General features: G+C 66.7%; 21 protein-coding genes. 13 read left to right on the top strand and 8 right to left on the bottom strand.

Annotated features, from left to right (window positions below; all coding sequences use genetic code 11):
* Positions 1 to 49 precede the first annotated feature (49 nt).
* Positions 50 to 379, top strand: coding sequence for a hypothetical protein (locus tag QP552_RS11680; protein WP_049409507.1), 330 nt, complete (start codon positions 50 to 52; stop codon positions 377 to 379).
* A gap of 110 nt (positions 380 to 489) precedes the next feature.
* Here the strand turns inward: QP552_RS11680 and QP552_RS11675 are convergent, their stop codons facing one another.
* The 4 genes from QP552_RS11675 to QP552_RS11660 form a co-directional block, all read right to left on the bottom strand.
* The gene (locus tag QP552_RS11675; protein WP_106548695.1) at positions 490 to 888 is read right to left on the bottom strand and encodes an OsmC family protein; all 399 of its coding nucleotides are present in this window, start codon (positions 886 to 888) and stop codon (positions 490 to 492) included.
* Positions 889 to 972: 84 nt separating this feature from the next.
* Positions 973 to 1,614 carry a hydrolase gene (locus QP552_RS11670; RefSeq protein WP_106548634.1) on the bottom strand — a complete coding sequence of 214 codons (642 nt, stop codon included), beginning with the start codon at positions 1,612 to 1,614 and terminating at the stop codon, positions 973 to 975.
* Positions 1,615 to 1,671: 57 nt separating this feature from the next.
* Positions 1,672 to 2,352, bottom strand: coding sequence for a hydrolase (locus tag QP552_RS11665; RefSeq protein ID WP_111113784.1), 681 nt, complete (start codon positions 2,350 to 2,352; stop codon positions 1,672 to 1,674).
* Between the two features lie 72 nt (positions 2,353 to 2,424).
* A complete protein-coding gene (locus QP552_RS11660; protein WP_111113783.1) occupies positions 2,425 to 3,291 on the bottom strand; it encodes a pirin family protein in 867 nt (288 codons plus the stop codon).
* Positions 3,292 to 3,440: 149 nt separating this feature from the next.
* Between QP552_RS11660 and QP552_RS11655 the strand changes: the two genes are divergently transcribed.
* From QP552_RS11655 to QP552_RS11610, 10 genes are all read left to right on the top strand, one after another.
* Positions 3,441 to 4,367, top strand: a complete 927-nt coding sequence (locus QP552_RS11655) for a LysR family transcriptional regulator (RefSeq protein WP_111113782.1) — start codon at positions 3,441 to 3,443, stop codon at positions 4,365 to 4,367.
* A gap of 153 nt (positions 4,368 to 4,520) precedes the next feature.
* A complete protein-coding gene (locus QP552_RS11650) occupies positions 4,521 to 5,024 on the top strand; it encodes an RNA polymerase sigma factor (RefSeq protein ID WP_286073691.1) in 504 nt (167 codons plus the stop codon).
* Between the two features lie 82 nt (positions 5,025 to 5,106).
* Positions 5,107 to 6,063 (top strand): FecR domain-containing protein, encoded by a 957-nt coding sequence (locus tag QP552_RS11645; protein WP_286073690.1) that lies wholly within the window; start codon positions 5,107 to 5,109, stop codon positions 6,061 to 6,063.
* A gap of 182 nt (positions 6,064 to 6,245) precedes the next feature.
* On the top strand, positions 6,246 to 9,368 hold the full coding sequence (locus QP552_RS11640; RefSeq protein WP_286073689.1) for a TonB-dependent receptor: 3,123 nt from the start codon (positions 6,246 to 6,248) through the stop codon (positions 9,366 to 9,368).
* Positions 9,369 to 9,421: 53 nt separating this feature from the next.
* On the top strand, positions 9,422 to 10,186 hold the full coding sequence (locus QP552_RS11635) for a Slam-dependent surface lipoprotein (protein WP_106548625.1): 765 nt from the start codon (positions 9,422 to 9,424) through the stop codon (positions 10,184 to 10,186).
* A 90-nt stretch (positions 10,187 to 10,276) separates the two neighbouring features.
* The gene (locus tag QP552_RS11630) at positions 10,277 to 11,731 is read left to right on the top strand and encodes a surface lipoprotein assembly modifier (protein ID WP_111111778.1); all 1,455 of its coding nucleotides are present in this window, start codon (positions 10,277 to 10,279) and stop codon (positions 11,729 to 11,731) included.
* A 144-nt stretch (positions 11,732 to 11,875) separates the two neighbouring features.
* Entirely contained in the window at positions 11,876 to 12,280 is a 405-nt protein-coding gene (locus tag QP552_RS11625; RefSeq protein ID WP_106548623.1) for a response regulator, read from the top strand.
* Between the two features lie 9 nt (positions 12,281 to 12,289).
* Positions 12,290 to 13,885: a PAS domain-containing protein gene (locus QP552_RS11620; RefSeq protein ID WP_286073688.1), complete on the top strand. Its 1,596-nt coding sequence runs from the start codon at positions 12,290 to 12,292 to the stop codon at positions 13,883 to 13,885.
* A 70-nt stretch (positions 13,886 to 13,955) separates the two neighbouring features.
* Entirely contained in the window at positions 13,956 to 14,297 is a 342-nt protein-coding gene (locus tag QP552_RS11615; protein ID WP_094000699.1) for a type II toxin-antitoxin system prevent-host-death family antitoxin, read from the top strand.
* Between the two features lie 3 nt (positions 14,298 to 14,300).
* Positions 14,301 to 14,927, top strand: a complete 627-nt coding sequence (locus QP552_RS11610) for an AAA family ATPase (RefSeq protein WP_286073687.1) — start codon at positions 14,301 to 14,303, stop codon at positions 14,925 to 14,927.
* 97 nt (positions 14,928 to 15,024) lie between these two features.
* On the opposite strand, the gene proP is transcribed toward QP552_RS11610, so the two are convergent.
* On the bottom strand, positions 15,025 to 16,515 hold the full coding sequence (proP, locus tag QP552_RS11605) for a glycine betaine/L-proline transporter ProP (protein ID WP_286073686.1): 1,491 nt from the start codon (positions 16,513 to 16,515) through the stop codon (positions 15,025 to 15,027).
* 506 nt (positions 16,516 to 17,021) lie between these two features.
* Between proP and QP552_RS11600 the strand changes: the two genes are divergently transcribed.
* Positions 17,022 to 17,438, top strand: a complete 417-nt coding sequence (locus QP552_RS11600) for a host attachment family protein (RefSeq protein WP_106548619.1) — start codon at positions 17,022 to 17,024, stop codon at positions 17,436 to 17,438.
* A 109-nt stretch (positions 17,439 to 17,547) separates the two neighbouring features.
* Here QP552_RS11600 and QP552_RS11595 read toward each other — a convergent pair whose 3' ends face one another.
* Complete coding sequence (locus QP552_RS11595) at positions 17,548 to 17,688, bottom strand: hypothetical protein (protein WP_258393971.1); 141 nt, start codon at positions 17,686 to 17,688, stop codon at positions 17,548 to 17,550.
* Between the two features lie 336 nt (positions 17,689 to 18,024).
* Between QP552_RS11595 and QP552_RS11590 the strand changes: the two genes are divergently transcribed.
* Positions 18,025 to 20,376, top strand: a complete 2,352-nt coding sequence (locus QP552_RS11590) for a GH92 family glycosyl hydrolase (RefSeq protein WP_286073685.1) — start codon at positions 18,025 to 18,027, stop codon at positions 20,374 to 20,376.
* Between the two features lie 376 nt (positions 20,377 to 20,752).
* Here QP552_RS11590 and QP552_RS11585 read toward each other — a convergent pair whose 3' ends face one another.
* Both QP552_RS11585 and QP552_RS11580 read right to left on the bottom strand, forming a co-directional pair.
* Positions 20,753 to 22,126: a sensor histidine kinase gene (locus QP552_RS11585; protein WP_286073684.1), complete on the bottom strand. Its 1,374-nt coding sequence runs from the start codon at positions 22,124 to 22,126 to the stop codon at positions 20,753 to 20,755.
* Positions 22,119 to 22,793, bottom strand: a complete 675-nt coding sequence (locus QP552_RS11580) for a response regulator (RefSeq protein ID WP_111111772.1) — start codon at positions 22,791 to 22,793, stop codon at positions 22,119 to 22,121. Before QP552_RS11580 ends, QP552_RS11585 begins: the two co-directional genes overlap by 8 nt.
* Positions 22,794 to 22,832: the final 39 nt, after the last annotated feature.

The following is a 22,832-nucleotide window of genomic DNA, read 5'->3' as shown; positions in this document are numbered from 1 at the left end:
GCGCCCGTCTAAGGAAAGGAGACCACGCGTTGCACATAAGGAGGAGTGGATGAGCCGTCGCAAGCTGTTCGAGAGTCCCGAACCGTCCAGCCAGTCGCTGGGCATCGGGCCGGCCTACGTCTCGGTGGAGGGGCTGCGCCAGCACCTGGCGGAGTTCCTGCTGTATGCGGGACGGCCGGTGGTGATCATGCGTGGGCGCAGCGAAGTGGGCTATTTCCTGCCGGCGCGCTGCTGGCGCCAGCGTGACGATGATCCGCTGGCGGCGGCTGCCGCCGACCAGCTGCTGGATGCGGCCGGTTTCCAGGCCGAGGACATCCAGCAGGTGGAGCAGGAGTTCAACGCGATGCGCCAGCGCACCGTGCTGCATTCACGGCGCTGAGTGGCCGCCGGGCATGGCCCGGCGCTACCCGATGGCCCCGCGCCGCTCCGGTAGCGCCGGGCCATGCCCGGCGAGCGTCGCCAGTAGATCCACGCCATGCGTGGATGGGGTTACGCGGCGGCCCCGCGTTCACTGGTGATGCGCGCACCCTCGCGCATCACCAGGGTCACCGGGGTCTTCTCCACGACCTCCAGCAACCGCTGCCACTGTGCATCGCTCAGCTCGGCGCTGGCATGCAGCACGCGGTGCACATGGAAGCGTCCATCCTCGTCACGGTCGGAGCGCAGCTCGGCATGGAACTCGCCCAGTTCCCAGCCCTTGCGCTGCGCGTACATGCGCAGGGTGATGGCGGTGCAGGCCGCCAGCGATGCCAGGTACAGATCGAACGGCGCGAAGCCCTTGCCCCGGCCGCCCAGCGAGGCAGGCTCATCCGCATCCACATCGAATGTGCCATTGCTGATGTGGTGCAGGTAGTTGTCGGCGCTCGAAACAATGCGTGCGTAGGCCATCATGTTCTCCATCTGTCTATAGCGTCGAGCCATGCTCGACCGTTCCCAAGGGCGGCGCCAGCCAAGGCCGGCGCCGCCACGCAATCACTCGGTACGATCGTACGAGAACTGGATGCCCGCCGTACCGCCGGTTTCAATGAAGAGGTTCATGAAGGCGGGAACCGTTTCCGAACGGGCCCAGTCGCGCTGCAGTTCGCAGAACAGCTGCGGTACGCTGATCAATTGGCCACCGGCCTGTTCGATGCGGCGCAGCGCGGCATCGTGCGCGGCTAGCGAGGTGCCGCCGACGGCGTCGACCACCACGTACACCTCGTAGCCTTCCTTAAGTGCATCCAGGGCGGGGAAGGTCAGGCACGCCTCGGTCCACAGCGCGGTCATGATCAGCTTGCGGCGCCCGGTGGCTTCCACCGCCTTGCGGAACTCGACGTCCTCCCAGGAGTTGATGGTGGTGCGGTCGTAGGTGGGATGGTCGCCCAGCACCTTGCGCAGCTGCGGAATCGGCGGTTTGTTCAGGCCGGTCTTGACGTTGACCGTCGAATGCACGATCGGCAGCCCGTAAGCCACCGCAGCCCTGGCGGTGCCGACGATGTTGTTGACCAGCAGCTGGCGGTCCATCGAGGCGATGGAGTTCACCTGCACCGGCTGGTAGTCGATGATGATGAAAGCGGAGTTCTGCGGGGTCAGCAGGTGGTCGCTGGCCGGGTCGCGGATCGGTTCACTGGACATGGTAGGTCTCCGGTTGGAAGGAACGCCGGCAGCGGGCCGGCACTCCCGGGGGGCAGCTCAGCTGCGCTGCGAATCCAGCTGCTCCTGGTTCTTCTGCACGTCCTGCGCCTTCAGGTAGCTTTCGATCAGCAGCTGGTAGTTCGGGAAGATCTTCGTGTAGACCTCGGCCCACTGCTGGGCATCATCGCGGTTCCAGGTACGCTGGATCTCCGAGGCCACCGCGGCGGTGTCCATCGGCACCACGCCGGCCTGCACCACGCGGGCCAGGGTGATCTCTTCGGCCATCTTCGAATAGGTGCCCGACGCATCGATCACCGCGAAGACCTGGTAGCCGTCGGCCACGGCGGCGATCGAGGGAAATGCCATGCACACGCTGGTGATGGTGCCGGCAATGATCAGCTGCCTGCGGCCGGTCGCCTTCACTGCGGCGACGAACTCGGGGTTGTCCCAGGCGTTGATCTCACCCTTGCGCGGCACGTACTGCGCATGCGGGGCAGCTTCATGGATCTCCGGAATCAACGGGCCGTTCGGGCCCTGCGGAACCGAGGCAGTAGTGATCACCGGCATCCTGGCCAGCGTGGCCATCTTCGCCAGCGCGGTGGCGTGGGCACGCACGCTGGTGAACGGCATGTCACCGATGGTCTGGAACAGGCCACTCTGGTGGTCGATCAGCAGCATCGCGGCATTGTCCGGATCGATCACCGGGCGGGCACCGTCGAAGTTGGCGGGGGTACTCATGGTCAGGCTCCTGGGGAGGGTGGGCGATGGCCCGATGGTTGTGGCGGGCCGCAGCCCGCCACGTTGAAGCGCTCAGTGCGCGATCTGGCCGAAGCGGCCGCCGTTGAAGTCGTTGACCGCCTGCACGATCTCGGCCTGGCTGTTCATCACGAACGGGCCGTAGCCCACCACCGGCTCGTCGATCGGCTCACCGCTGAGCAGCAGCAGGGTGGCGTCACTGTCGGCGTCGACGAAGACGTCTTCACCGCTGCGGTCGAAGGTGACCAGCTGCGCCTCGCCGACCGGCTGGCCGCCATTGATCCGGACCGTGCCCTTCAGTACCACCAGCGCCAGCGTGCGGCCGGCGGCGACCGGCAGTTCGGCGTGGTGGCCCTGCTGCAGGCGGATGTCCCAGACATCCATCGGCGTGTGGGTGCGCGCCGGGCCGGCGTGGTTGTCGAAGCGGCCAGCGATGACACGGACGCGACCGGCGCCGTCGGGCAGATCCACCGAGGGAATCTCTGCGTCGAGCAGGGTCTGGTAGCCAGGTGCGCCCATCTTGTCGCGCGCCGGCAGGTTCACCCACAGCTGGACCATGTCCAGGGTGCCTCCACGCCGGCTGAATTCCGGTGTATGGAATTCTTCGTGGAGGATGCCGGAGGCGGCGGTCATCCACTGCACGTCACCCGGGCCGATGGTGCCGCCGGCACCGGTCGAGTCGCGGTGGGCGACCTCGCCCTCATAGACGATGGTGACGGTTTCGAAACCGCGGTGCGGATGCTGGCCGACGCCACGCGGCGTATCGCTGGGCGCGAAGTTGTAGGGGCCGGCATAGTCCAGCAGCAGGAACGGGCTCAGGTGCTGGCCGTGGGTGTTGTAGGAAAACATCGAGCGGGCGGGGAATCCGTCGCCCACCCAGTGCGGGCGGGGCGCGCTGTAGGTACCGGTAACACGCTTCATGGCGATCTCCTGGCCGGGGCTGCCGGCCGCTGTTCTTCGTTGCGAAGACGATATCTCCGCGACAAAAGGGTCGGTAGACGCCAATATTTGCCGTCATAGTCCTATCTGGTGAACAATGGGCGGGGCCTTGCGCCGTAGGAGATCGCCCCGTGTTCATCGCTGACATCCGCCGTTGCGACCTCAACGACCTGTTCTACTTCGCCATGGTGGTCGAGCACGGCGGCTTCTCCCAGGCAGGCCGGGCACTGGCCATGCCGAAGTCGAAGCTGAGCCGGCGCATCGCGCTGCTGGAGGAACGGCTGGGGGTGCGCCTGATCCAGCGCTCGACCCGGCGTTTTTCGGTCACCGAGGTCGGCCAGGACTACTACCGCCACTGCAAGGCGATGCTGGTCGAGGCAGAAGCGGCCGAAGAAGCGATTGCGATGTCACGCGCCGAACCACGCGGCACCATCCGCCTGGCGTGCCCGATCGCGATCCTGCATGCGCGCATCGGCACGATGCTGGCCGACTTCCTGGCCCTGCACCCGCAGGTGACGGTGCAGCTGGATGCCACCAACCGCCGCGTGGACGTGGTGGGCGAGGGCATGGACCTGGCGATCCGGGTGCGGCCACCCCCACTGGAAGACAGCGACCTGGTGGTGCGCGTTCTGGCGCGGCGGGTCTGGTGCACCAGTGCAAGCCCGGTGCTGCTGCAGCGGCTCGGTACGCCGCAGGTGCCGGCTGACCTGGCGATGATGCCGACGGTGGACCTGGCATCGCCCAGCCAGCAGCATGCATGGGAGTACACCGGGCCGGAGGACGTGCAGGCCAGCGTGCACCACCGTCCGCGGCTGGTCAGCGATGACATGATCGCGCTGCGTGCGGCGGCCGTGGCCGGGGTCGGGCTGCTGATGCTGCCGCGGATGATGATCACCGATGAGCTGGCCAGTGGCGCGCTGGTGCCGGTGCTGCAGGAGTGGGTGCCGAAGCACGGCATCGTGCATGCAGTGTTTCCGTCGCGGCGGGGGCTGCTGCCAGCGGTGCGCGCGTTGATCGATTACCTTGCCGAGCGTTTCGATGCGCTGGACGAGCCCTAGGCCTTCCATCCACGCATGGCCTGGATCTACTGAACCTGCCATGCGTGGATGATGGTTTGGGGCGCGGCTTGCCGCCTGCGGCCGCGCAGCCCACAATCCACGTCCGGACCGTCGCCATCACGCCCATCATTCCCCGGTCCGGCCTTGGCACCTATGTCTCCCAATGCCCTGGCGCTGGTCGAGCTACTGATCCGCGAGCGCCGTGCGTTGTCTCGCTTCATCGCGCGCTATCTCGACCCGGCCAGTACCGAGGACACGCTGCAGAACCTGTACCTGAAGGCCAGCAGCGTACCCGGCGATCCGCCCATCCTCGAGCCGCGGGGCTATCTGTACCGGATGGCCTACCATCACGCGCTCAACCGCAGCCAGGGTGACGCCCGTGAGCGGCGCGCGATGGCCGAGTACGCCGTCGACATGGCCGATGCACGCCATGATGGCGAGGCCCAGGCGCTGGACCAGGCGCAGCTGCGCGAGATCACCCAGACCATCCTTGCCTTGCCGGCGCAGGTACGCGAGTGCTTCGTGCTCAACCGTTACCTGGGCCTGAGCGAGCGCGAGATCGCCGCGCGCCTCGGTATTTCCAAGAGCGTGGTGGGCAAATACGTACTGCGCGCGGCATTGCTGATCCAGCAGCACCAGCAGGGAACACGCCGATGAGCCGCGATTGCCGTGGGCAGATCGCGCCCGCCGTTGTCACAACAGGAAAGCGCACCCGTTCGTGGTGCGGCAGGCCACAACCATGACCACGTCCGAACCCTCGCCGCGTCAGGCCAGGCAGGCGTTGCGCTGGGTGATCCGGTGCAGTGCAGGCCCGCTGCCGGATCGCCAGCAACGAACCCTGCAGCGCTGGCTGCAGGCAGATCCGCGCCATGCGCTGGCATGGCGCCGACAGCAGGCCTTCTGGCAAGGGTTGGATGCCGCCGGGCCCGACGTACTGGCTGCGTTGCCCGAGTTGACGGCTGATCGCCAAGGGTTGCGTCCGATCGCGCCGCGTCGCCGCCTGCCTTGGTTGCTGGCCAGCGCTGCGGCGGTGGTGTTGATGGTCGTGGCCGCACCACAGGCGTTGCTGCTGGCGCGCAGTGATCTGCGCAGCAGCGATGCACCGCGCGTGGTGCGCCTGGAGGATGGCAGCACCGCCGTACTCGACGCCGGCACCGCGCTGGCGGTTGCGTTCGATGGCCAGCAGCGCCACCTGCGCCTGCTGCGCGGGCAGGCCTGGTTCCAGGTGGCGCATGAGGCCCGCCCATTCCAGGTGGAGGCGGCGGGCGGGCTGGTCCGTGATATCGGCACTGCCTTCAGCGTGTCGAGGCTGGACACCACGGTCACCACCCGTGTCAGCGAAGGCCTGGTCGATGTGCGTCCGGGTGATGGCAGCGTGCAACGCCTGCATGCCGGGCAGGCGCGCATGTTCCGTGACGGTCGCTGGCTGCATGCGGTGCAGCTGGAGGATCCCGAAGCCATGGCGCCGTGGCGGCGTGGCGAGGTGGTGATCGACGATCAGCCGGCCGCGCAGGCCATCGCCGATCTGGCGCGCTACCGTCGTGCCCCGGTCTGGGTGCTGGGCGGGCAGGGCGCACGCGTGCGGGTCAGTGGCCTGTTCCATCTGCGGCAACCGGAGACCGCCATCGATGCGGTTGCCGCGCAGGCTGGACTGCGCGTGCAGCGCCTGCCGGGCGGGGCCATGGTGCTGTGGTGATGCGGCCCTGGCGCATGGATGAACCGGCCGCATGAAAAAAACATGAAAAAACCGTGGGCAGCCACTGTGCCCTGCTGTCTATAGAGGTATAGCCAGAGCGAAACACCGTTTTTCCTCAAGCCAGACACACCACCGGCACCGGATGTGCCCGTGGTCCCGCCACGCTTGAGGAGTTCCTGTCCATGCCGTCCACGGCATCCGCCTGTCATCGCCGCGCCACCGTCCTGGCCCTGACCATCTCCACCGCACTGCTGCCGCTGGCCTGGGTGCCGGTCGTGCAGGCGCAACCGGCGATCGTCGCGCCGGTGCGCCAGTACGCCATTCCGGAGCAACCGCTGGCCGACGCGGTGCGTGCCTTTGGCCGCCAGGCCGATGTGCAGGTGGTGTTCCGCAGCGACCTTGTGGAGGGCCGCCGCTCCAGTGCGGTGAGTGGCGAGTACAGCCAGATGCAGGCCCTGCAGCAGCTGCTGCGCGGCAGCGGCGTGCGCGCGCAGCGCGGCATGGATGGCACCTGGAGCCTGCGGGCCGCAGCGGAGGCGGGAGAGGGGGAAGGGGTGCGGGTGACCGAGACACTGGACGTGGCAGGTCGCCTGCAGTCGGAAGGGGGAGAGGCCCGTGATCGGCGCGGCTACGATGATGTGTTCGCGCTGGACCTGACCACGGCATATTCGGGGCGCGACCGGGTAGAGCGTTACCGCGGCTCCAACCCGGCCGATGTGGTCAAGGATCTGGTCGGCGTGTTCAGTGGCGATGCGCGCAACAGCGGCGCGCTGGACATCAACATCCGTGGCATCCAGGGGCCGGGGCGGGTGCCGGTCAGCATCGACGGTGGCGAACAGGCGCTTACGGTCTGGCGCGGCTACAACGGCGTCAGCAACCGCAACTACATCGATCCCAACCTGATTGGTGGCATCCAGGTCATCAAGGGGCCAGGGCTGGTGCGCGATGTGCACAGCGGGATCGGTGGCGCGCTGGTGATCAAGACCATCGATGTCGATGACATCGTTGCGGCCGGCGAGCGCTTCGGCGGGGAGCTGAAGATCGAAGGCAGCAGCAATGCCGTGGCGCCGCGCCTGCCACGCCTGCACACCGGTGAGGACTACCGCACCGTGCCGGGATTCCCGCAGGGCTCGCCGAACTCGCCCTATGACGACCGCACCCTGGTGGTGCCGGTGAAGTCGCGCAGCGGCAACAACCCCTTCGACGGCGAAGACCAGGCCTGGCGCCTGGCACTGGGCTACCGCGGCGATACCGTCGACCTGATGGCGGCCTACGCCTGGCGCAAGCGTGGCAACTACTTCTCCGGCAGCAAGGGCAGTGGCTACTACGACCAGGATCCGCGCGAGCAGTTCGAGTACCAGGGCATCGATTACATCACCACGCTGGCGCGCTATTTCAAGCCCGGCGATGAAGTGCCCAATACCTCCAGCGAACAGGAATCGTGGCTGATCAAGGGGGGCTGGCAGATCAACGACGACCAGCAGCTGAAGGCCACCTGGCGACGCACGCTGTCGCACTATGGCGAGATCATGCCATCGCGGATCCTGTCAGCGCCGGACTACGGGCGCATCCAGTGGCCGCTCAGCCGCGTTGAATCCGATGCATGGAACCTGGAGTACCGCTTCCAGCCGGCAGGTAGCCGCTGGCTGGACCTGTACGCCAACCTGTGGCGCACCGAAACGGTGAGCGACACCTACAGCGCGGGCGGCTTCCCGAACTTTGCTACGGGCAATCCGGCGTGGAATCCGGACGCCAGCCCGATCCTTCGCAACACCGCGCTGGCCAACGCGCGCAATGATCGCACCGGCCTCACCCTGAGCAACCGCTTCGCCCTGCATTCCACCCTGGACCTGACCGTGGGGGGCAACTGGCAGTACGAGACGCTTGCATCCGGCGACGCCTACTTCGGTGAGTCCGATGGCTGGCGCATGTTCCCGCGCGCCGGTCGCCGCCAGGAAGGCGAGGGCTATCTCACCCTGGAATGGCGTCCGGTCGACTTCCTCACCCTCAATGCGGGCGTTCGCTACAGCCGCTACTGGGCCTTCGACGATTTCCTCGAGGCCCATCCGGAACTGCTGACCAAGGGGGTGGGGGGCAAGGAGGCCCAGTACACCGTGAACGAACTGCCTCCCCGTCCAGCCAATCTGCAGGCCCGCATCGACGCGCTGGAAGCACGACGGGCCGTATGGGAAAAGCGCGGCATGGGCTGGTTCATCGATGACAGCATCCGTGCGTTGCTGGCGCCGTACGAGACGCCACGTCCGGTCAGGTACACGCGACCCTGGTTGCCCGATGCCGATGGCAATTACTCGCGCGCCGGCAATCCCTGCCTCAACGGTGAAGTGGCGGCCATTCCCGGCGTGCAACCGGTGTTCGCCGGCAGCGACCAGGTCTGCAACATCGGCAACACGGTGCAGTCACGGCCGGTCGATGGACGCAACAGCCGCCGCCGCGACCATGCCTGGCTGCCGACGTTCTCCGCCACTGCCCACCTTTCGTCCGCCGCCCGTGCCTATGTCCGCTACAGCGAAGCGGTGCGCTTCCCGAGCATGTTCGAAAGCACCATCGCCTTTTCGGGCAGCCTCAATCCGCTGTATGCGCTCAAGCCCGAACACGCCTACAACTACGAGTTCGGCTACGTGCATAACCTGTCCGCGCTGTTCGGCAACACCGCCGATGCCGACGTGAAGCTGGCCTACTACGTGCACAAGACCCGCGACGTGATCGAGCGCGATGGCAACTTCCTGTTCGACAACATCGACAAGCAGACCATTCGTGGCATCGAGCTGCAGGCGCGCTTCGACAATCGGCGCTTCTTCACCGATCTGGGCATCACGCGCACGCTGGAGAACGAGGTCTGCGATGAGAGCTCCGCGGTGCTGCTCGATGCGAACCGCGGGCTGGTCCCGAACTGCGTGCAGGACGGCTTCGTCGGTGGCTACCTGCTGACCCAGGCGATCCCGAAGCTGTCGATCAACTGGTCGCTGGGTACGCGGCTGTTCGACGAGCGCCTGGAGCTGGGCAGCCGCATCGTGCACTACCAGCGGCACGAGAACGCCGACCTGCAGGCCTATCGGGACCGCCTGCTGAGCGGTGGCAGCGGCCTGCTCTGGCAGAACGTGCCGTTCACCTGGGGAAACATCACCACCGTCGATGCCTACGCACGCTGGCGCTTCAACGAGCACGCCAGCGTGGAGCTGGTGGGCAGCAACCTCGGCAACCGCTACTACGTCGACCCGGCCACGCGTTCCACGCTGCCGGCACCGGGTCGCACCCTGAAGCTCGGCATTACCGCGCGCTTCTGATCTCCCACCTTCAAGCGTTGTACCCGTAGTTACCTCAACCAAGGAGCAATACCATGAAGATGATCTCCCGTTCGGTTCTCGCCGTTGCCGCCTCGCTGGCCCTGGTCGGTGCCGCGCACGCCGCCGATATCGTCGGTGCCGCCAGCGCCAAGACCGATGCCGAGCTGTACGTTGCGGTCGGCGAGTCGCAGGTCAATGGCGGCCCGCACCGCGCTGGCAAGGCCGGTATCGGTGTCGGCACCGTGTCCCAGGCCAAGCCGGTGGACTTCCAGGGCCTGAGCGCCTACTCGGCACCCACCACCGTCAATGGCGTGACGGTACGTACCCTGGCCATGCCGATCACCGGCGCGCCGGGCAGCCACGCTGGCATGGGCCACTTCAACTTCGTCAAGGTCGGCAGTGGCGATGTCTGGTTCGGCGAATGGTCCAAGGATGGCGCCGCTGGCGGTTTCAACAACCGCCAGGTCTACTTTGTCGGTGACCGCGCCGGCACCACGCTGCCCGCCGGCGTGGCGTCCTACACCGTGGCTGGCCTGAACAAGTTCAACGGCAGCAACCTGCTGAGCGGCACCTTCGACGCCGACTTCGGCGCCGGCACCCTGGATGGTGCACTGTCCGGCAATGGCCTGAACCTGGCCATCGTCGCCAACATCAACAGCGCAGACGCATCGTTCGCCGGTTCGGCCAACGTCAATGGCAGCGTCAACGGCACCGCCCAGGGCCAGTTCTTCGGCGCCAACGCCGCCACCCTGGCCGGCATCGCCACCTTCGCCGGCAACAGCCAGTACGACACCGCCTTCGGCGGCAGCAAGAACTGATCGCCACGCCCCTGACGGGGCAGGGCAGGGACAAGCCGCGATCCGCCAGTCCCTGCTTCGGCCCGCTGCATGCATCACCACGGATCGACCATGCGCCATCCCATCTTCCTTGTGATCCTGTTGCTGGCTGCTGCCGATGTGCGCGCCCAGCAGGATGATCTGCGCCGCGTGCTCGAACAGGGCAGCGAGCTGCGCCACCAGCGGCAGGACCAGCAGCGCCTGCAGCAGGCCGAGTCCGAGCGGCCGACCATCACCATCGATGGCCAGACCCTGCGCGTCGAGCGCACGGTGGATGACCTCGGCCAGGCGTTGTACCTGTCGCTGCAGCACCAGCAATGGGGTGCAGCGCAGCGCTTCCTTGATGAGTACATTGAACTGCCCGGCCACGACCCGTTGCTGCGCCATTACGCACAGGGCGGCCTGGCCCGTGTGGCTGGCAATCACCATCGCGCGGCCAGCGAATACGAAGCGTTGCTGGCGGCACAGCCGGATTTCCTGCCGGCCCGCCTTGAACTTGCACGTGTCTATGCCGAGGACCAGCGCGACCGTGACGCCTTTGCGCTGTTCAAGGCCATCGCCAGCAGCATCGACGCCGGTGACCCTGCCACCGCAGGAGTACGCAGCCGCGTGGATGGCTACCTGGCTGCGCTGCAGGCCCGTCAGCGCTGGAAAGGGGCCCTGGCGGCCGGTCCGGCATGGAGTGACAACATCAACCGCAGTTCGGCCAGCCGCACCTGTCTGTTCGGCGTGGGCGACACCTGCATCATCCAGCGCAATCTGCCCGATGCCCAGCGCGCAATGGGCCTGGACTACGACGGCAGCCTGGAACGGCGCTGGGCGCTGGCCGGCCATCATGGCGTGTATGTGCGCGGGCTGGCGTTCGGCCAGGCATGGCGTGGGCACAGCGCCTACAACGAGCTCAATGCGAGCGTGCAGGCGGGCTACAGCTGGCGCAGTGCACGGCATACCGTGCAGATCGCCCCGAGCTATGACTACCAGGGCCTGGGCAACCAGGCCCTGCAGGGCGGCAGCGGGCTGCATGGCGAATGGCAATATGCACTGGACGCGCGCAGCCTGATCAAGCTGGAGGCCGACTGGAAGCGCCAGCGCTATCGCCAGCGCGGGCTGGCCAGCAACTACGATGGCGAGCTGGCGGCGGTATATGCCACCTGGTTCCGCGCGCTCAATCCGCGCTGGACGCTGTTTGCCGGCCTGGACCTGAGTGACAGCAGCGCCGCCAATCCGGCCAACGGTTACCGCCAGCGCGGCCTGCGCCTGGGGGCGGCGCGGCAATGGAGCGGCACCACCGCCACTGTATTCGTCTCGTTGCGCGAGCGTGATTACGACGCGTGGAGCCCGCTGCTGGAGGCGCGTCGCGGCGACAGCGAGCAGAACCTGATCGCCATCGTGCGCAGCGAGCGGCTGGCCTTGGCCGGCCTGGTGCCGAGCCTCAGCCTTCGCTACGCACGCATCGACAGCAACGTCGGCTGGTTGTACAGCCACGACCGCAGCCTGCTCAGCCTGAAATGGGAGCGCGCTTTCTGAACCGCCGCCCGTGACGCCTGCATCATCGGAGTGCATGCGGCGTGGCAGCGTTCTTCATCGGTCGTCACGCGCCCTTGTAGCCCGGTTCGCGCATCCTGCCAGCATTGCGGCGAAGCAGGCCGCGTGTACCGAGGAGTGCGGGGCGTGCTTGAGGCAGGTAGCAAACCGGATGGCCTGAATGGGCTGCGCGTACTGGTGGCGGAGGACGAATTCGCCATCGCAATGTTCCTGGTCGACTATCTGGAGCTGAAGGGTGCGAAGGTGGTCGGGCCAGCAGGCGATCTGCAGGCGCTGGGCCAGCTGGTGGATGCCCATCCCATCGATGTGGCACTGCTGGACATCAATCTGGGTGGGGAGCAGGTCTATCCCCTGGCCGACCGACTGGCCGAGGCGGGCACACCGTTCCTGCTCACCTCCGGCTACGACGAGAACCTGCCCAGCCGCTTTGCTGCGGCTCCGCGCTGCACCAAGCCTTACCACATCGAGGCCCTGGTCCAGCAACTGGCCGGATTGGTGGCGGTCCCACGGGCCTCTGCGGGCGCCGCCTGATTGCGCGGCATGGTCCGCCCGACTGAAGGTCTCCACGCTGCCGGCATGCGTGGGCCCGTGCCTCCTGCGCTGCGCATGCATGCCCGGCACGATGGCATGGCCGCGCGCATCGCCCGCCACGACTGGTCGTCCACGCCATTGGGCGCGATCGAGCGCTGGCAGCCGCACCTGCGCGCCACCGTCGACCTGATGCTGGCCCATGGGTTCCCGATGATCGTGCTGTGGGGCGAGCAACTGGTGCAGCTCTACAACGATGGCTACGCCGAGATCCTGGCCGACAGGCACCCCGGGGGGCTCGGCCAGCCAACCCGCGAGTGCTGGCCCGAGGTCTGGCACATCAACGGGCCGCTCTACACCCGCGTCTGGCAGGGAGAGACCCTCACCTTCGAGGACAAGCTGTATCCGCTGGCCCGGCAGGGTCGCCTGGAAGATATCTGGTTCACCATCACCTACAGCCCGATCCGCGGGGAGGAAGGGCGCATCAATGGCGTACTGGTGACGATGTTCGAGACCACTCCCGCGCACGTGGCCCAGGCCGCGCGCGAACGCGAGGAGCAACGCCGGCGTGAAAGCGAGCGGCGCCTGGAGCTGGCCTTCAAGGTGCTGCCGGTGGGTCTGTGCATCGTCGATCTGGAAGGCAACATGGTGCTTTCCAACGACCAGATGCGTGCGTACCTGCCCAGTGGCAAGGTGCCTTCGACCGATGAGGAGAACCAGCATCGTTGGCGGGGGTTGCATCCGGACGGCTCCACCATCGGGCCCGAGGACTTCGCCATCGCCCGTGCGATGCGCGGCGAAACGGTGGTGCCGGGGCTGGAGTTCCAGTACCTGCACGAGGATGGCCGGGTGCGCTGGACGCGGGTCGCTGCAGCGCCGCTGCGTGATGCCGATGGAGGGGTCAGCGGGGTGTTCGCCATCGCCGTGGACATCGACGATCTCAAGCGCGCCACCGAGCGCCAGGCGGTGCTGCTGGCCGAGCTTCAGCATCGGGTGCGCAACATCATGTCGACCATCCACGCCATTGCGTGGCGGACCCGCGAGTCGGTCGGCAGCGTGGATGAGTATGCCGAGCGGCTGTGCGGGCGCCTGATGTCGCTGGCGCGCACGCAGAGCCTGCTGACCCGTGGCGCCAACGCAGGCGTCTGCCTGCGCGGCATGCTGGATGAGGAGATTGCAGCGCAGACACCGGCGGCCGCGGTCTATCACCTGCGGGGCGAGGACGTGCTGCTGCCGCCCAAGGCTGCCGAAGTGCTGTCACTGGCGATCCACGAGCTGGCCAGCAACGCGCTGCGGCACGGCGCGCTGACCCATGAGGACGGCCGGATCGAGGTGTCCTGGAACCTGCAGATCCAGCAGGGACAGCCATGGCTGGGGCTGCACTGGTGCGAGCGGCATGCCGAGGTGCAGGATTGGGAGGTGCCTCGCCAGCGCGGCCTGGGCCGGGCCCTGATTGAGCAGCGCGTCCCCTACGAGCTGGCCGGCAGTGGCGAACTGCGCTTTGCACCACAGGGCCTGGACGCCTGGATCCGATTCCCCCTGCGCGAGCGCGACAGCCTGCTGCAGACCGATGCGCCAGGCGTTGCGGCGGACGGTTCCGGCAGGTAAAGGTGCATTTATCCCCAATTGGGCCAAATTGGGCATAATGGCCTCAATCGCCCTCGTCTGGAGCCGTGCCATGACCCTGCCGCTGGATCTGCCTGGCCTCGAAAAGGCCCCGGCCTCGTCGGTGAAGACCCGCGGCTGGCCGAGCCTGATGCGCACCGTGCGCGAGAAGCAGGCGCTGGTAATCACCAACCACAATCATCCGGAAGCGGTGATCGTGGATATCCGCACCTATCAGGAGCTGCTGGCCAAGGCCGCCGGCAGCGATGCCGGTGAGCGCAGCGAAGAACTGCTGCGCCTGCGCGGTGAATTCGACCAGACCCTGGCCAGGCTGCAGCGCGGGGAGGGGCTGGGCAAGGTTCTGGGCCAGCCGATCCGCCGCGGTCGCAAGGTCACCCTCGGCCGTCCGCTCTGACCGATGGGGCGGATCCTGGTGTTGGCCGGCGTCAACGGCGCCGGCAAGAGTTCGCTGCTGGGCACCTGGCTGGAAGCCGAAGGGCTGAGCTGGTTCAACCCTGATTCCTTCACCCGTCGCCTGGTGGAGGCCGGCTGGCCGCTGCCCGATGCCAATGCCGAGGCGTGGCAGGAAGGCACCCGCCGCCTGCGCCAGGCCATGGCCGATGGCACCGACTTCGCCTTCGAGACCACGTTGGGCGGCAACACCATTCCGCGGCTGCTGCGTGAGGCCTGCGCACAGCACCAGGTGGCGATCTGGTTCTGCGGGCTGGCATCGGTGGAGCTGCACATTGCCCGCGTTGCAGCGCGGGTGGCGGCGGGCGGGCATGACATTCCGGTGGAGAAGATCCATGCCCGCTTCGACTCGGCGCGCGAGAACCTGCTGGAGCTGCTGCCGCACCTGGCCGAACTGCACGTGTACGACAACAGCGCCCCGGCCGATGCCGAGGGCTGTGTCGAACCGCTGCCGGTGCTGGCGATGGCCAACGGCCAGCTGCAGTACCCGGTCTCGGTGGCCGAACTGCTGCACACCCCGGACTGGGCCAAGCCCATCGTGATGCGCGCGATCGAGTTGAACACCTCCCGGTAGATCCACGCCATGCGTGGATGGCGTATCGCCGCTCCCTTGTAGCGCCGGGCCCGTGCTCGGCTGAACACCGCAAGAGCAGCCGAGCGTGGGCTCGGCTCTACAGGGCCGGCTTCACCTGCTCGGGCTCCGCACCCTCCGGCAACGGCGGCAACGCCGGGTCCACCGTCACGGGCACATCGCTCTTCAACAATGCAGCAGCTTCCTTCTCGCTACCCACCGCCGGCGGCGAACCGCGCAGCGGCAGGCCGGCGGTTTCCTTCACGAACAGCATCGTCACCAATCCAATCACCGCCGCGCCCATCAGGTAATAGGCCGGCACCAGCGGATCGCCGGTGCGCTCCACCAGCCACGCGGTCACCAGCGGCGTGGTGCCGCCAAACAGCGACACCGACACATTGAACGCGATTGACAACGCGCTGTAGCGCACCGGGGTATAGAACAGCGCGGGCAGCGTGGACGGCATCGAGCTGGTGAAGCACACCAGCGCCAGGCCCAGCAGCATCAGGCCCAGGAAGATCAACCCGTCATTGCCGCTGCCCACCAGCAGCAGGCAGGGCACCGCCAGCACCAGCAGCGCGATGCAGGCACCAATGATCATCGGCCGGCGGCCCAGCCGGTCACTGAACAGTCCGCCGACGATGTTCAACGGCATCATCACCAGCATCACGATGATGATCAGCAGCAGGCCCTTGCTCTCGGCATAGCCCATGGTGACGCTGAGGTAGCTGGGCATGTAGGTCAGCAGCATGTAGTCGGTGACGTTGAACACCAGCACCAGGCCCATGCATACCAACAGCTGGCGACCGTGCACCTGGAACAGCGCGCCCAGCCCGGGACGATCGTGCTCGCGCTTCTCGGCTTCCTCTGCGAAGGCGCGGAAAGCCGGGGTTTCCTCCAGTTTCATGCGCATGTACAGGCCGAGCAGTCCCAGCGGACCGGCCACCAGGAATGGAATGCGCCAGCCCCAGTCCAGCATCTGCCCGCTGCTCAACAGCATGTGCAGCGCGGTCACGGTACCGGCGCCGGCGATGTAGCCGCCCAGCGTGCCGAACTCCAGCCAGCTGCCCATCAGGCCGCGGTTGCGGTCGGTGGAATACTCGGCGATGAAGGTTGCCGCGCCGCCATATTCACCGCCGGTGGAAAAGCCCTGCACCACGCGCGCCAGCAGCAACAGCACCGGTGCCCAGATGCCGATGCGCTCATACGAGGGAATCAGGCCGATGGAAAACGTGCCCAGTGCCATCAGGATCATGGTGAACGCCAGCACCTTCTGGCGGCCGTAGCGATCACCCAGTGGGCCGAAGACCAGGCCACCCAGCGGCCGCACCAGGAACGCCACGGTGAAGGTCGCGAAGGCAGCGATGACCTGAGCGGTGGGATTGCTGGACGGGAAGAACACCTGGCCGATGGTGACGGCCAGATAGCCATAGACACCGAAATCGAACCACTCCATGGCATTGCCGAGCGCTGCAGCGCCGACCGCGCGCTTGAGCATGGGCTTGTCGACGACGGTGATCTCGTCGACCTTCAGGTGGCGGCGGCGCTTGAACCAGCCGAAATGGGCATGTGCCTCGGGCGTGTTCTGCATGGGGGCTCCCTTGGAGATGTGGAATGGGGGAAGGTGGCACGCGTGGATGCACGCGCACGGCAACGCACCGCCGTTGCGGCGGAAACATGGCAACGCGATTACGGCGGCGCAGTCAGCGGCCGGGAATCACAGCGATTCGGGAAGTGGCAGGCGACGTGCCTGCGGGCGTCATCCGCCAGGATCCAGCGCGAGGCGATGGATGGGCGAAGCGGGAACATCCGTGACAAGGGCAGGCGTGACAAGAACAAGCGTGGCAAGCGAAGCGCCGGTCGGCAGTGCTTCCCACGTAACAGGTGCGCCCGTCACGTAGTGGGTCGTGTCGATCATCCGTTCATCATAACGGCACGTGCGTGAGCATGCAGCGAAGCGCGCTGATCTGCACGCTGTGTTCCATCGTGCCTGTTCATCTGCACGGCGGTGATGACATGCGTTGAACGGAATCTGGCCGCACTGCTCACACGTCGCCCTCTACGTTGGAGGCGAACGCAACAGAGAAGGAGCATCGCATGACCCGTCGCATTCCCGAAGGTACGCTTGTGGTTGTCGCCGATGGTGGCTCGGCCCGTGTATTCACCAACGTTGGCAGCGATCACCAGCTGGCGCTGAAGCAGGAAGGCGAACTGCGCCTGCAGGACATCAGCGAGCAGGGTGTTTCCGGGCAGGGGCCGGCCGGTGCCGTGCCGAAGGACATGTCCATTTCCCAGCTCAATGAAGCCACCTTTGCCAAGCAGGTGGCCGAGCAGCTCAACGACGATGCGTTGAACAACCGCTACGCACACCTGGTGCTGGTGGCCGACCCGACCACGCTGGGGCGCATCCGCCCGCTGCTGCACAAGGAAACCCAGGCACGCCTGCTGGGTGATATCGCCAAGGACCTGACCAATGCGCCGCTGGCGGATATCCAGAAGGCCATTGCAGCGTAGGCGGGCCGATAAGCTTCCTGTAAAGCCGAGCCGTGCTCGGCTGTCCAGGCCGTGTTGACCTCACCGCAACGGATAGAACGGTTCGATCAACCGTGTGCCCGCTGCTTCATCACCCTTGAATGACAGCTCGAACGCACCACCCCATGTTCGATGACATGAATTGCAGCGCCTCACGCAGACTCTGCTTGCGGTTGGCACGTGCAGCAGGCGTCATCCAGCCGCGGCGGTTGTGTTCCAGCAGCAGGCGCATGATGGTGTAGTCATCCTGTAGAGGCTGCGAGGAGGTGGATGTAGTGGGAGGGCGTGGCGCGGCCGAGTGTTGCGAAACCCATTGGGCTTCCCATCACGATCCATCGTGCAACGCGGATGTTCATGCGTGCTCTCCCGGGAGTGGGCGCAGGGTGGGGCGGCATCGGTTCCACAGCAAGTGCCGTCACGGGGCGAAAAGCGAAGCCTTGTACGGCTGCGCTTAGCTTGGGAAGCGTCTAGCTGGGGGTGTGAACCATGGAGGGGCAGGTGGCCGCACTGCAACATGCGGCATGGGAAGTCCGGTGCTAGGATCCGGCTATCATCTGAATCGATCCAAATGCCGATGCCCACGCTGGACCGTCGTCTCCTGATCGCTGTCGCCGCCACGGTGATGCTCGCTTCCGGCCTGGCTTCTGCCGCTCCTGCCAGAACTGCCGCTGACAAGGCCTACGCCTCGGTCGATCCATTCATCGGTACCGGCGGCGAGGGCCATACCTATCCGGGTGCGACGGTGCCGTTCGGCATGGTCCAGCTCAGCCCGGATACGCGCATCCAGCCACGCGAGAAGGCGTATGGCTGGGCGGCCGGCTACCGCTACGACGACAGCAGCATCGTCGGCTTCTCGCATACGCATTTCTCCGGTACCGGCCATTCCGATCTGGGCGACATCCTGCTGATGCCGTTCACCGGCAACCCCGGCCTGGAGCGCGGTGATCCGGACAAGCCCGGCAGCGGCTACGCCTCGCGCTTCCGCCACGACGATGAAAAAGCCGAGCCGGGCTACTACGCGGTCACCCTGGACGATTACAAGGTGCGTGCCGAGCTGACCACCAGCGCGCGCGCGGGCGTGCATCGTTATGCGTTCCCGAAAGGCGCCGACGCCAAGGTGCTGCTGGACATGCGCACCAGCATGTACGACTACCCGGGCAAGATCCTGTGGTCGCGGGTACGGGTGCGTTCCGATGGCACGGTGACCGGCTTCCGCGAGACCCGTGGTTGGGCCGCCGGCCGCCAGCTGTACTTTGCGATGCGCTTCTCGCGCCCGCTGTCGGGCCACGAACTGCACAACACCGAGCAGGACATCGTCTACAAGGGCTTCGCGCCCCCTGGCGAGAAAGACCCGAAGCAGCGTGCCCAGATCGAGGGACGGCAGCTGGTCGGTACCTTCAACTTCGGCAAGCTGGATGCACCGCTGGTTGTGAAGGTGGCGATTTCGCCGGTCAGCGAGGCCGGCGCCATCGCCAACCTCGATGCCGAAGTGGCCGGCTTCGATTTCGACCGCGTGCGCGCGCAGGCGAAGCAGGAATGGACGCAGGCGCTGTCGGTGCTCGATATCGACGCCCCCGAACATGCGCGCCGCAGTGCGTACACGGCGCTGTACCACACCCTGCTGGGGCCGACGCTGTTCATGGATGCCGATGGCCAGTACCGCGGCTCGGACAATGCCGTGCATCAGGCCAAGGGCTACACGAACTACTCCACCTTCTCGCTGTGGGATACCTACCGGGCGCTGCATCCGTTGCTGACCCTGGTGCAGCCGGAGAAGCGCAACAGCGATTTCGTGAACTCCATGCTCGCCCATCATGAGCACAGTCCCTATGGCATGCTGCCGGTGTGGTCGTTCCACGGGCTGGAAGACTGGTGCATGATCGGCTACCACGCGGTGCCGGTGATCGCCGATGCCTACGTGAAGGGCATCCGTGGCTTCGACGCCGACAAGGCGTTGAAGGCGATGGTCGAGACCGCCAATTACGGCCCATATGACGGCATCGCGCAGTACCGCGAGCTGGGCTACGTGCCGATCGACGAGGAGGGCGAGGCGGCCAGCAAGACGCTGGAGTACGCCTTCGACGACTGGACCATCGCGCGCATGGCGCAGGCGATGGGCAAGACCGATGTGGCGGCGACCTTCGACAAGCGTGCCGGAAATTGGCGCAACGCGTTCGACAAGGACACCGGCTTCATGCGTGCGCGCAAGCGCGATGGCAGCTTCCGCGAGCCGTTCGATCCCAGCGCCAGCGGCTACGGCACCGACTACACCGAGGGCAACGCCTGGCAGTACTCCTGGTACGTGCCGCAGGACGTGGCCGGGCTGGCCGCAGCCCACGGGGGCAGCGACAAGCTGTTGGCGCGGTTGGACGATGTGTTCAACGCAAAGGTGGATCCGTCGATCTTCGCGCACATGGAAGACATCACCGGCCTGATCGGCTGGTATGCGCACGGCAACGAGCCCAGCCACCACGTGGCCTACCTGTATTCGTACGCGGGACAGCCGTGGCGCACGCAGGCACGCCTGAAGCAGATCATGGATACCCAGTACGCCGACCGGCCCGATGGCCTGGCCGGCAATGACGACGTGGGCCAGATGTCGGCGTGGTACGTGTTCACCGCGCTGGGTTTCTACCCGGTGGCTCCTGGCTCGGGTGAGTACATCCTCGGCCGCCCGTTCCTGCCGAAGACCGCGATGCGCCTGCCCAACGGCAAGACGTTCACCATCGTGGCCGACGGGCTGGATGACGCGCATACCTATGTAGGCAGCGTGAGCCTCAACGGCAAGCCGTTGCAGCGCACGTTCCTGCGCCACGACGAGATCCTGGCCGGTGGCGAACTGCGTTTCAGCATGCAGGCCGAGCCCAACAAGGATTGGCCGGGGCAGGGCGCGCAGGCCCCGTATTCGATGAGCCGGTAATGCGATCCTGGTAGGTGCCAACCTTGGTTGGCACGCGGAACATCAACGGCGCCAACCAAGGTTGGCTGCTACCAGGGCATGCCTGTCGAGCAACCCCGCTTTGGTGGGTGCCAACCTTGGTTGGCACTCGGGAGATCAACGGCGCCAACCAGGGGTGGCACCTACTCAGGCATGCCGCCAACACCAGCCGAGCATGGGCTCGGCTCTACAGGGGGTGTTCTGTAGTCGCCAGGTGAGAGCAACCCCGCTTGGTGGGTGCCAACCTTGGTTGGCACTCGGGAGATCAACGGCGCCAACCAGGGGTGGCACCTACTCAGGCATGCCGCCAACACCAGCCGAGCATGGGCTCGGCTCTACAGGGGGTGTTCTGTAGTCGTCAGGTGAACCGCAGGCTGACCCGCGCGCCGCCGATGGGGGCGGTATTGATCGCCAACGCCGCGCCATGCCGTTGCGCGATCTCGGCCACGATCGCCAGGCCCAAACCACAGCCGTCGCCTTCGCTGCTGGCGCGGTAGAAGCGTTCGGTGACGTGGCTTCGTTCGGCCGCGGGGATGCCGGGGCCGTCATCGTCCACCCACACCTGCACACCGTGGGCATCCTGCCGCACACCCAGGGTAACTACGCCGCGCACGGAACCGTAGCGCAGCGCGTTGTCCAGCAGATTGCCCAGCGCCTCGCGCAGCAGCTGCGGCTCACCCTGTACCTGCACGCCGTCATCCGGGCCGTCGTAGCCCAGGTCCGCGCCCGCGGCCAGCGCCCGGTCGGCATAGCGTTCGACCACGCTCCGGGCGAGTGCGGCCAGATCCACAGGCTGCAGTGACAGCGCGCTGCCCTGCGATTCCTCGGAGCGGCTGAGCAGCAGCAGTTGGTTGACCAGGTGCTGCAGCCGTGCCAGCCCGGCCAGCGTGCCGGACAACGCCAGTTGCTGCGCCTGCGGATCATGCTGGCGCAACGAGCTTTCAAGTTCCACCTGCATCGCCGCCAAGGGCGTGCGCAACTGGTGCGCGGCATTGCTGACGAAACGCCGCTGCGCGGCCTGCATGGCGTCCAGGCGTTGCAGCAGCGCGTTGTAGGCCTCTACTGCCGGCCACAGTTCGCGCGGCGCTTCCTGCGCCGGTTCCAGAGGCGCAAGCGGATCCGGGCGCGGGCTGGCCAATCGCCGCGCGACCTGGTTGGCGTGCCGTGCGGCGGCACCGGTGCCCGACCAGGCCAGCCATGCGGCCAGTGCCAGGATCGCGGTCTGGAACGGGATGCTGGTCATCAGCAGCTTGCGTTCCAGGCGATGGCGCTTGCGCAGCGTTTCGGCCACGCGCAGGCGGATGTCATGGCCTGGCCCGGCGCTGACCACCACTTCCACCATGCGCACCGCCTGGCCGCGCAGGCGTGCGTCGTAGTAGACCGCGTCGCTGCCCTCGGCGGCGACGGTTGGGCGCGGCAGTGCCTCGGGCAGATCGCCGTACAGGCGCCCGCCCGCGGCATCGACCACCTCGCCATGCACTTCGTCGGCGGTGTCCCAGGTGAACATGCGCGAGACCGCCGGCGTGATCTCGATGGAGACCTGGTCGTCCTGCACCTTCACCAGCTCGGACAACGACATCGCCGAGTCCAGCAGCCAGCGGTCGTAGACCTGGCCGGCATAGAAGCGGGCCAGTGCGAACGAGCCGACCGCGCTGCACAGCATCAGCACCAGCAGCGGCAGCCACAGGCGGCGCAGCAGCAGGCCGCGCAGGCTGTGCACCCGCTCAGTCACCCCCGGCCTCCAGGCGATAGCCGAGGCCGCGCAGCATGCGGATGCCCACGCCGGCGCGCGCTTGTTCCAGCTTGCGACGCAGGCGGCTGACATGCACCTCGATCACCGACAGGTTGGCCTCGTGGTCCCAGCTGTACAACGCGTCGAACAGGCGCTGCTTGGTCACGGTGCGGCCGGGGTGCTGCATCAGCGCCTCGACCAGCGCCAGCTCGCGCGCGGTAAGCTCGACGCGCTGGCCCTCTACCTGCACCTCGTTGCGGATGCTGTCGAAGCACAGGCGGCCCAGCCGCTTCTGTGCCGGTGCGTCGCTGCGCCGACGTGACAGCGCACGCAGCCGCGCTTCCAGTTCGCCGAGCGCGAAAGGTTTTGCAAGGTAATCGTCGCCACCCCGGTCCAGCCCAAGAATGCGGTCCTCTACGCCATCGCGTGCGGTAAGGATCAACACCGGCAGGGTGGCGCCATCGTTGCGCAGCCGCGACAGCAGATCGAGCCCGTCCACGTCGGGCAGCGAGAGGTCGAGCACCATCACGTCATACGGTGCACTGGCCAGTGCCGCGGGTGCATGCAGCCCGCGCGACAGGTGGTCGCACAGATGGCCGGCACCCTGCAGGGCGCGGATCAGTCCATCGGCCAAGGCGGCGTCGTCTTCGATCAGCAGGATTCGCATTGCAAGCTTCGTGCAAGGTTGGGGCAAGTTTGGCGCAAG

Source organism: Stenotrophomonas sp. 59, assembly GCF_030291095.1.
GTDB lineage: Bacteria > Pseudomonadota > Gammaproteobacteria > Xanthomonadales > Xanthomonadaceae > Stenotrophomonas > Stenotrophomonas maltophilia_Q.
Note: the sequence above shows the minus strand (reverse complement) of the source record. Positions and strands in the feature narration are given on the sequence as shown.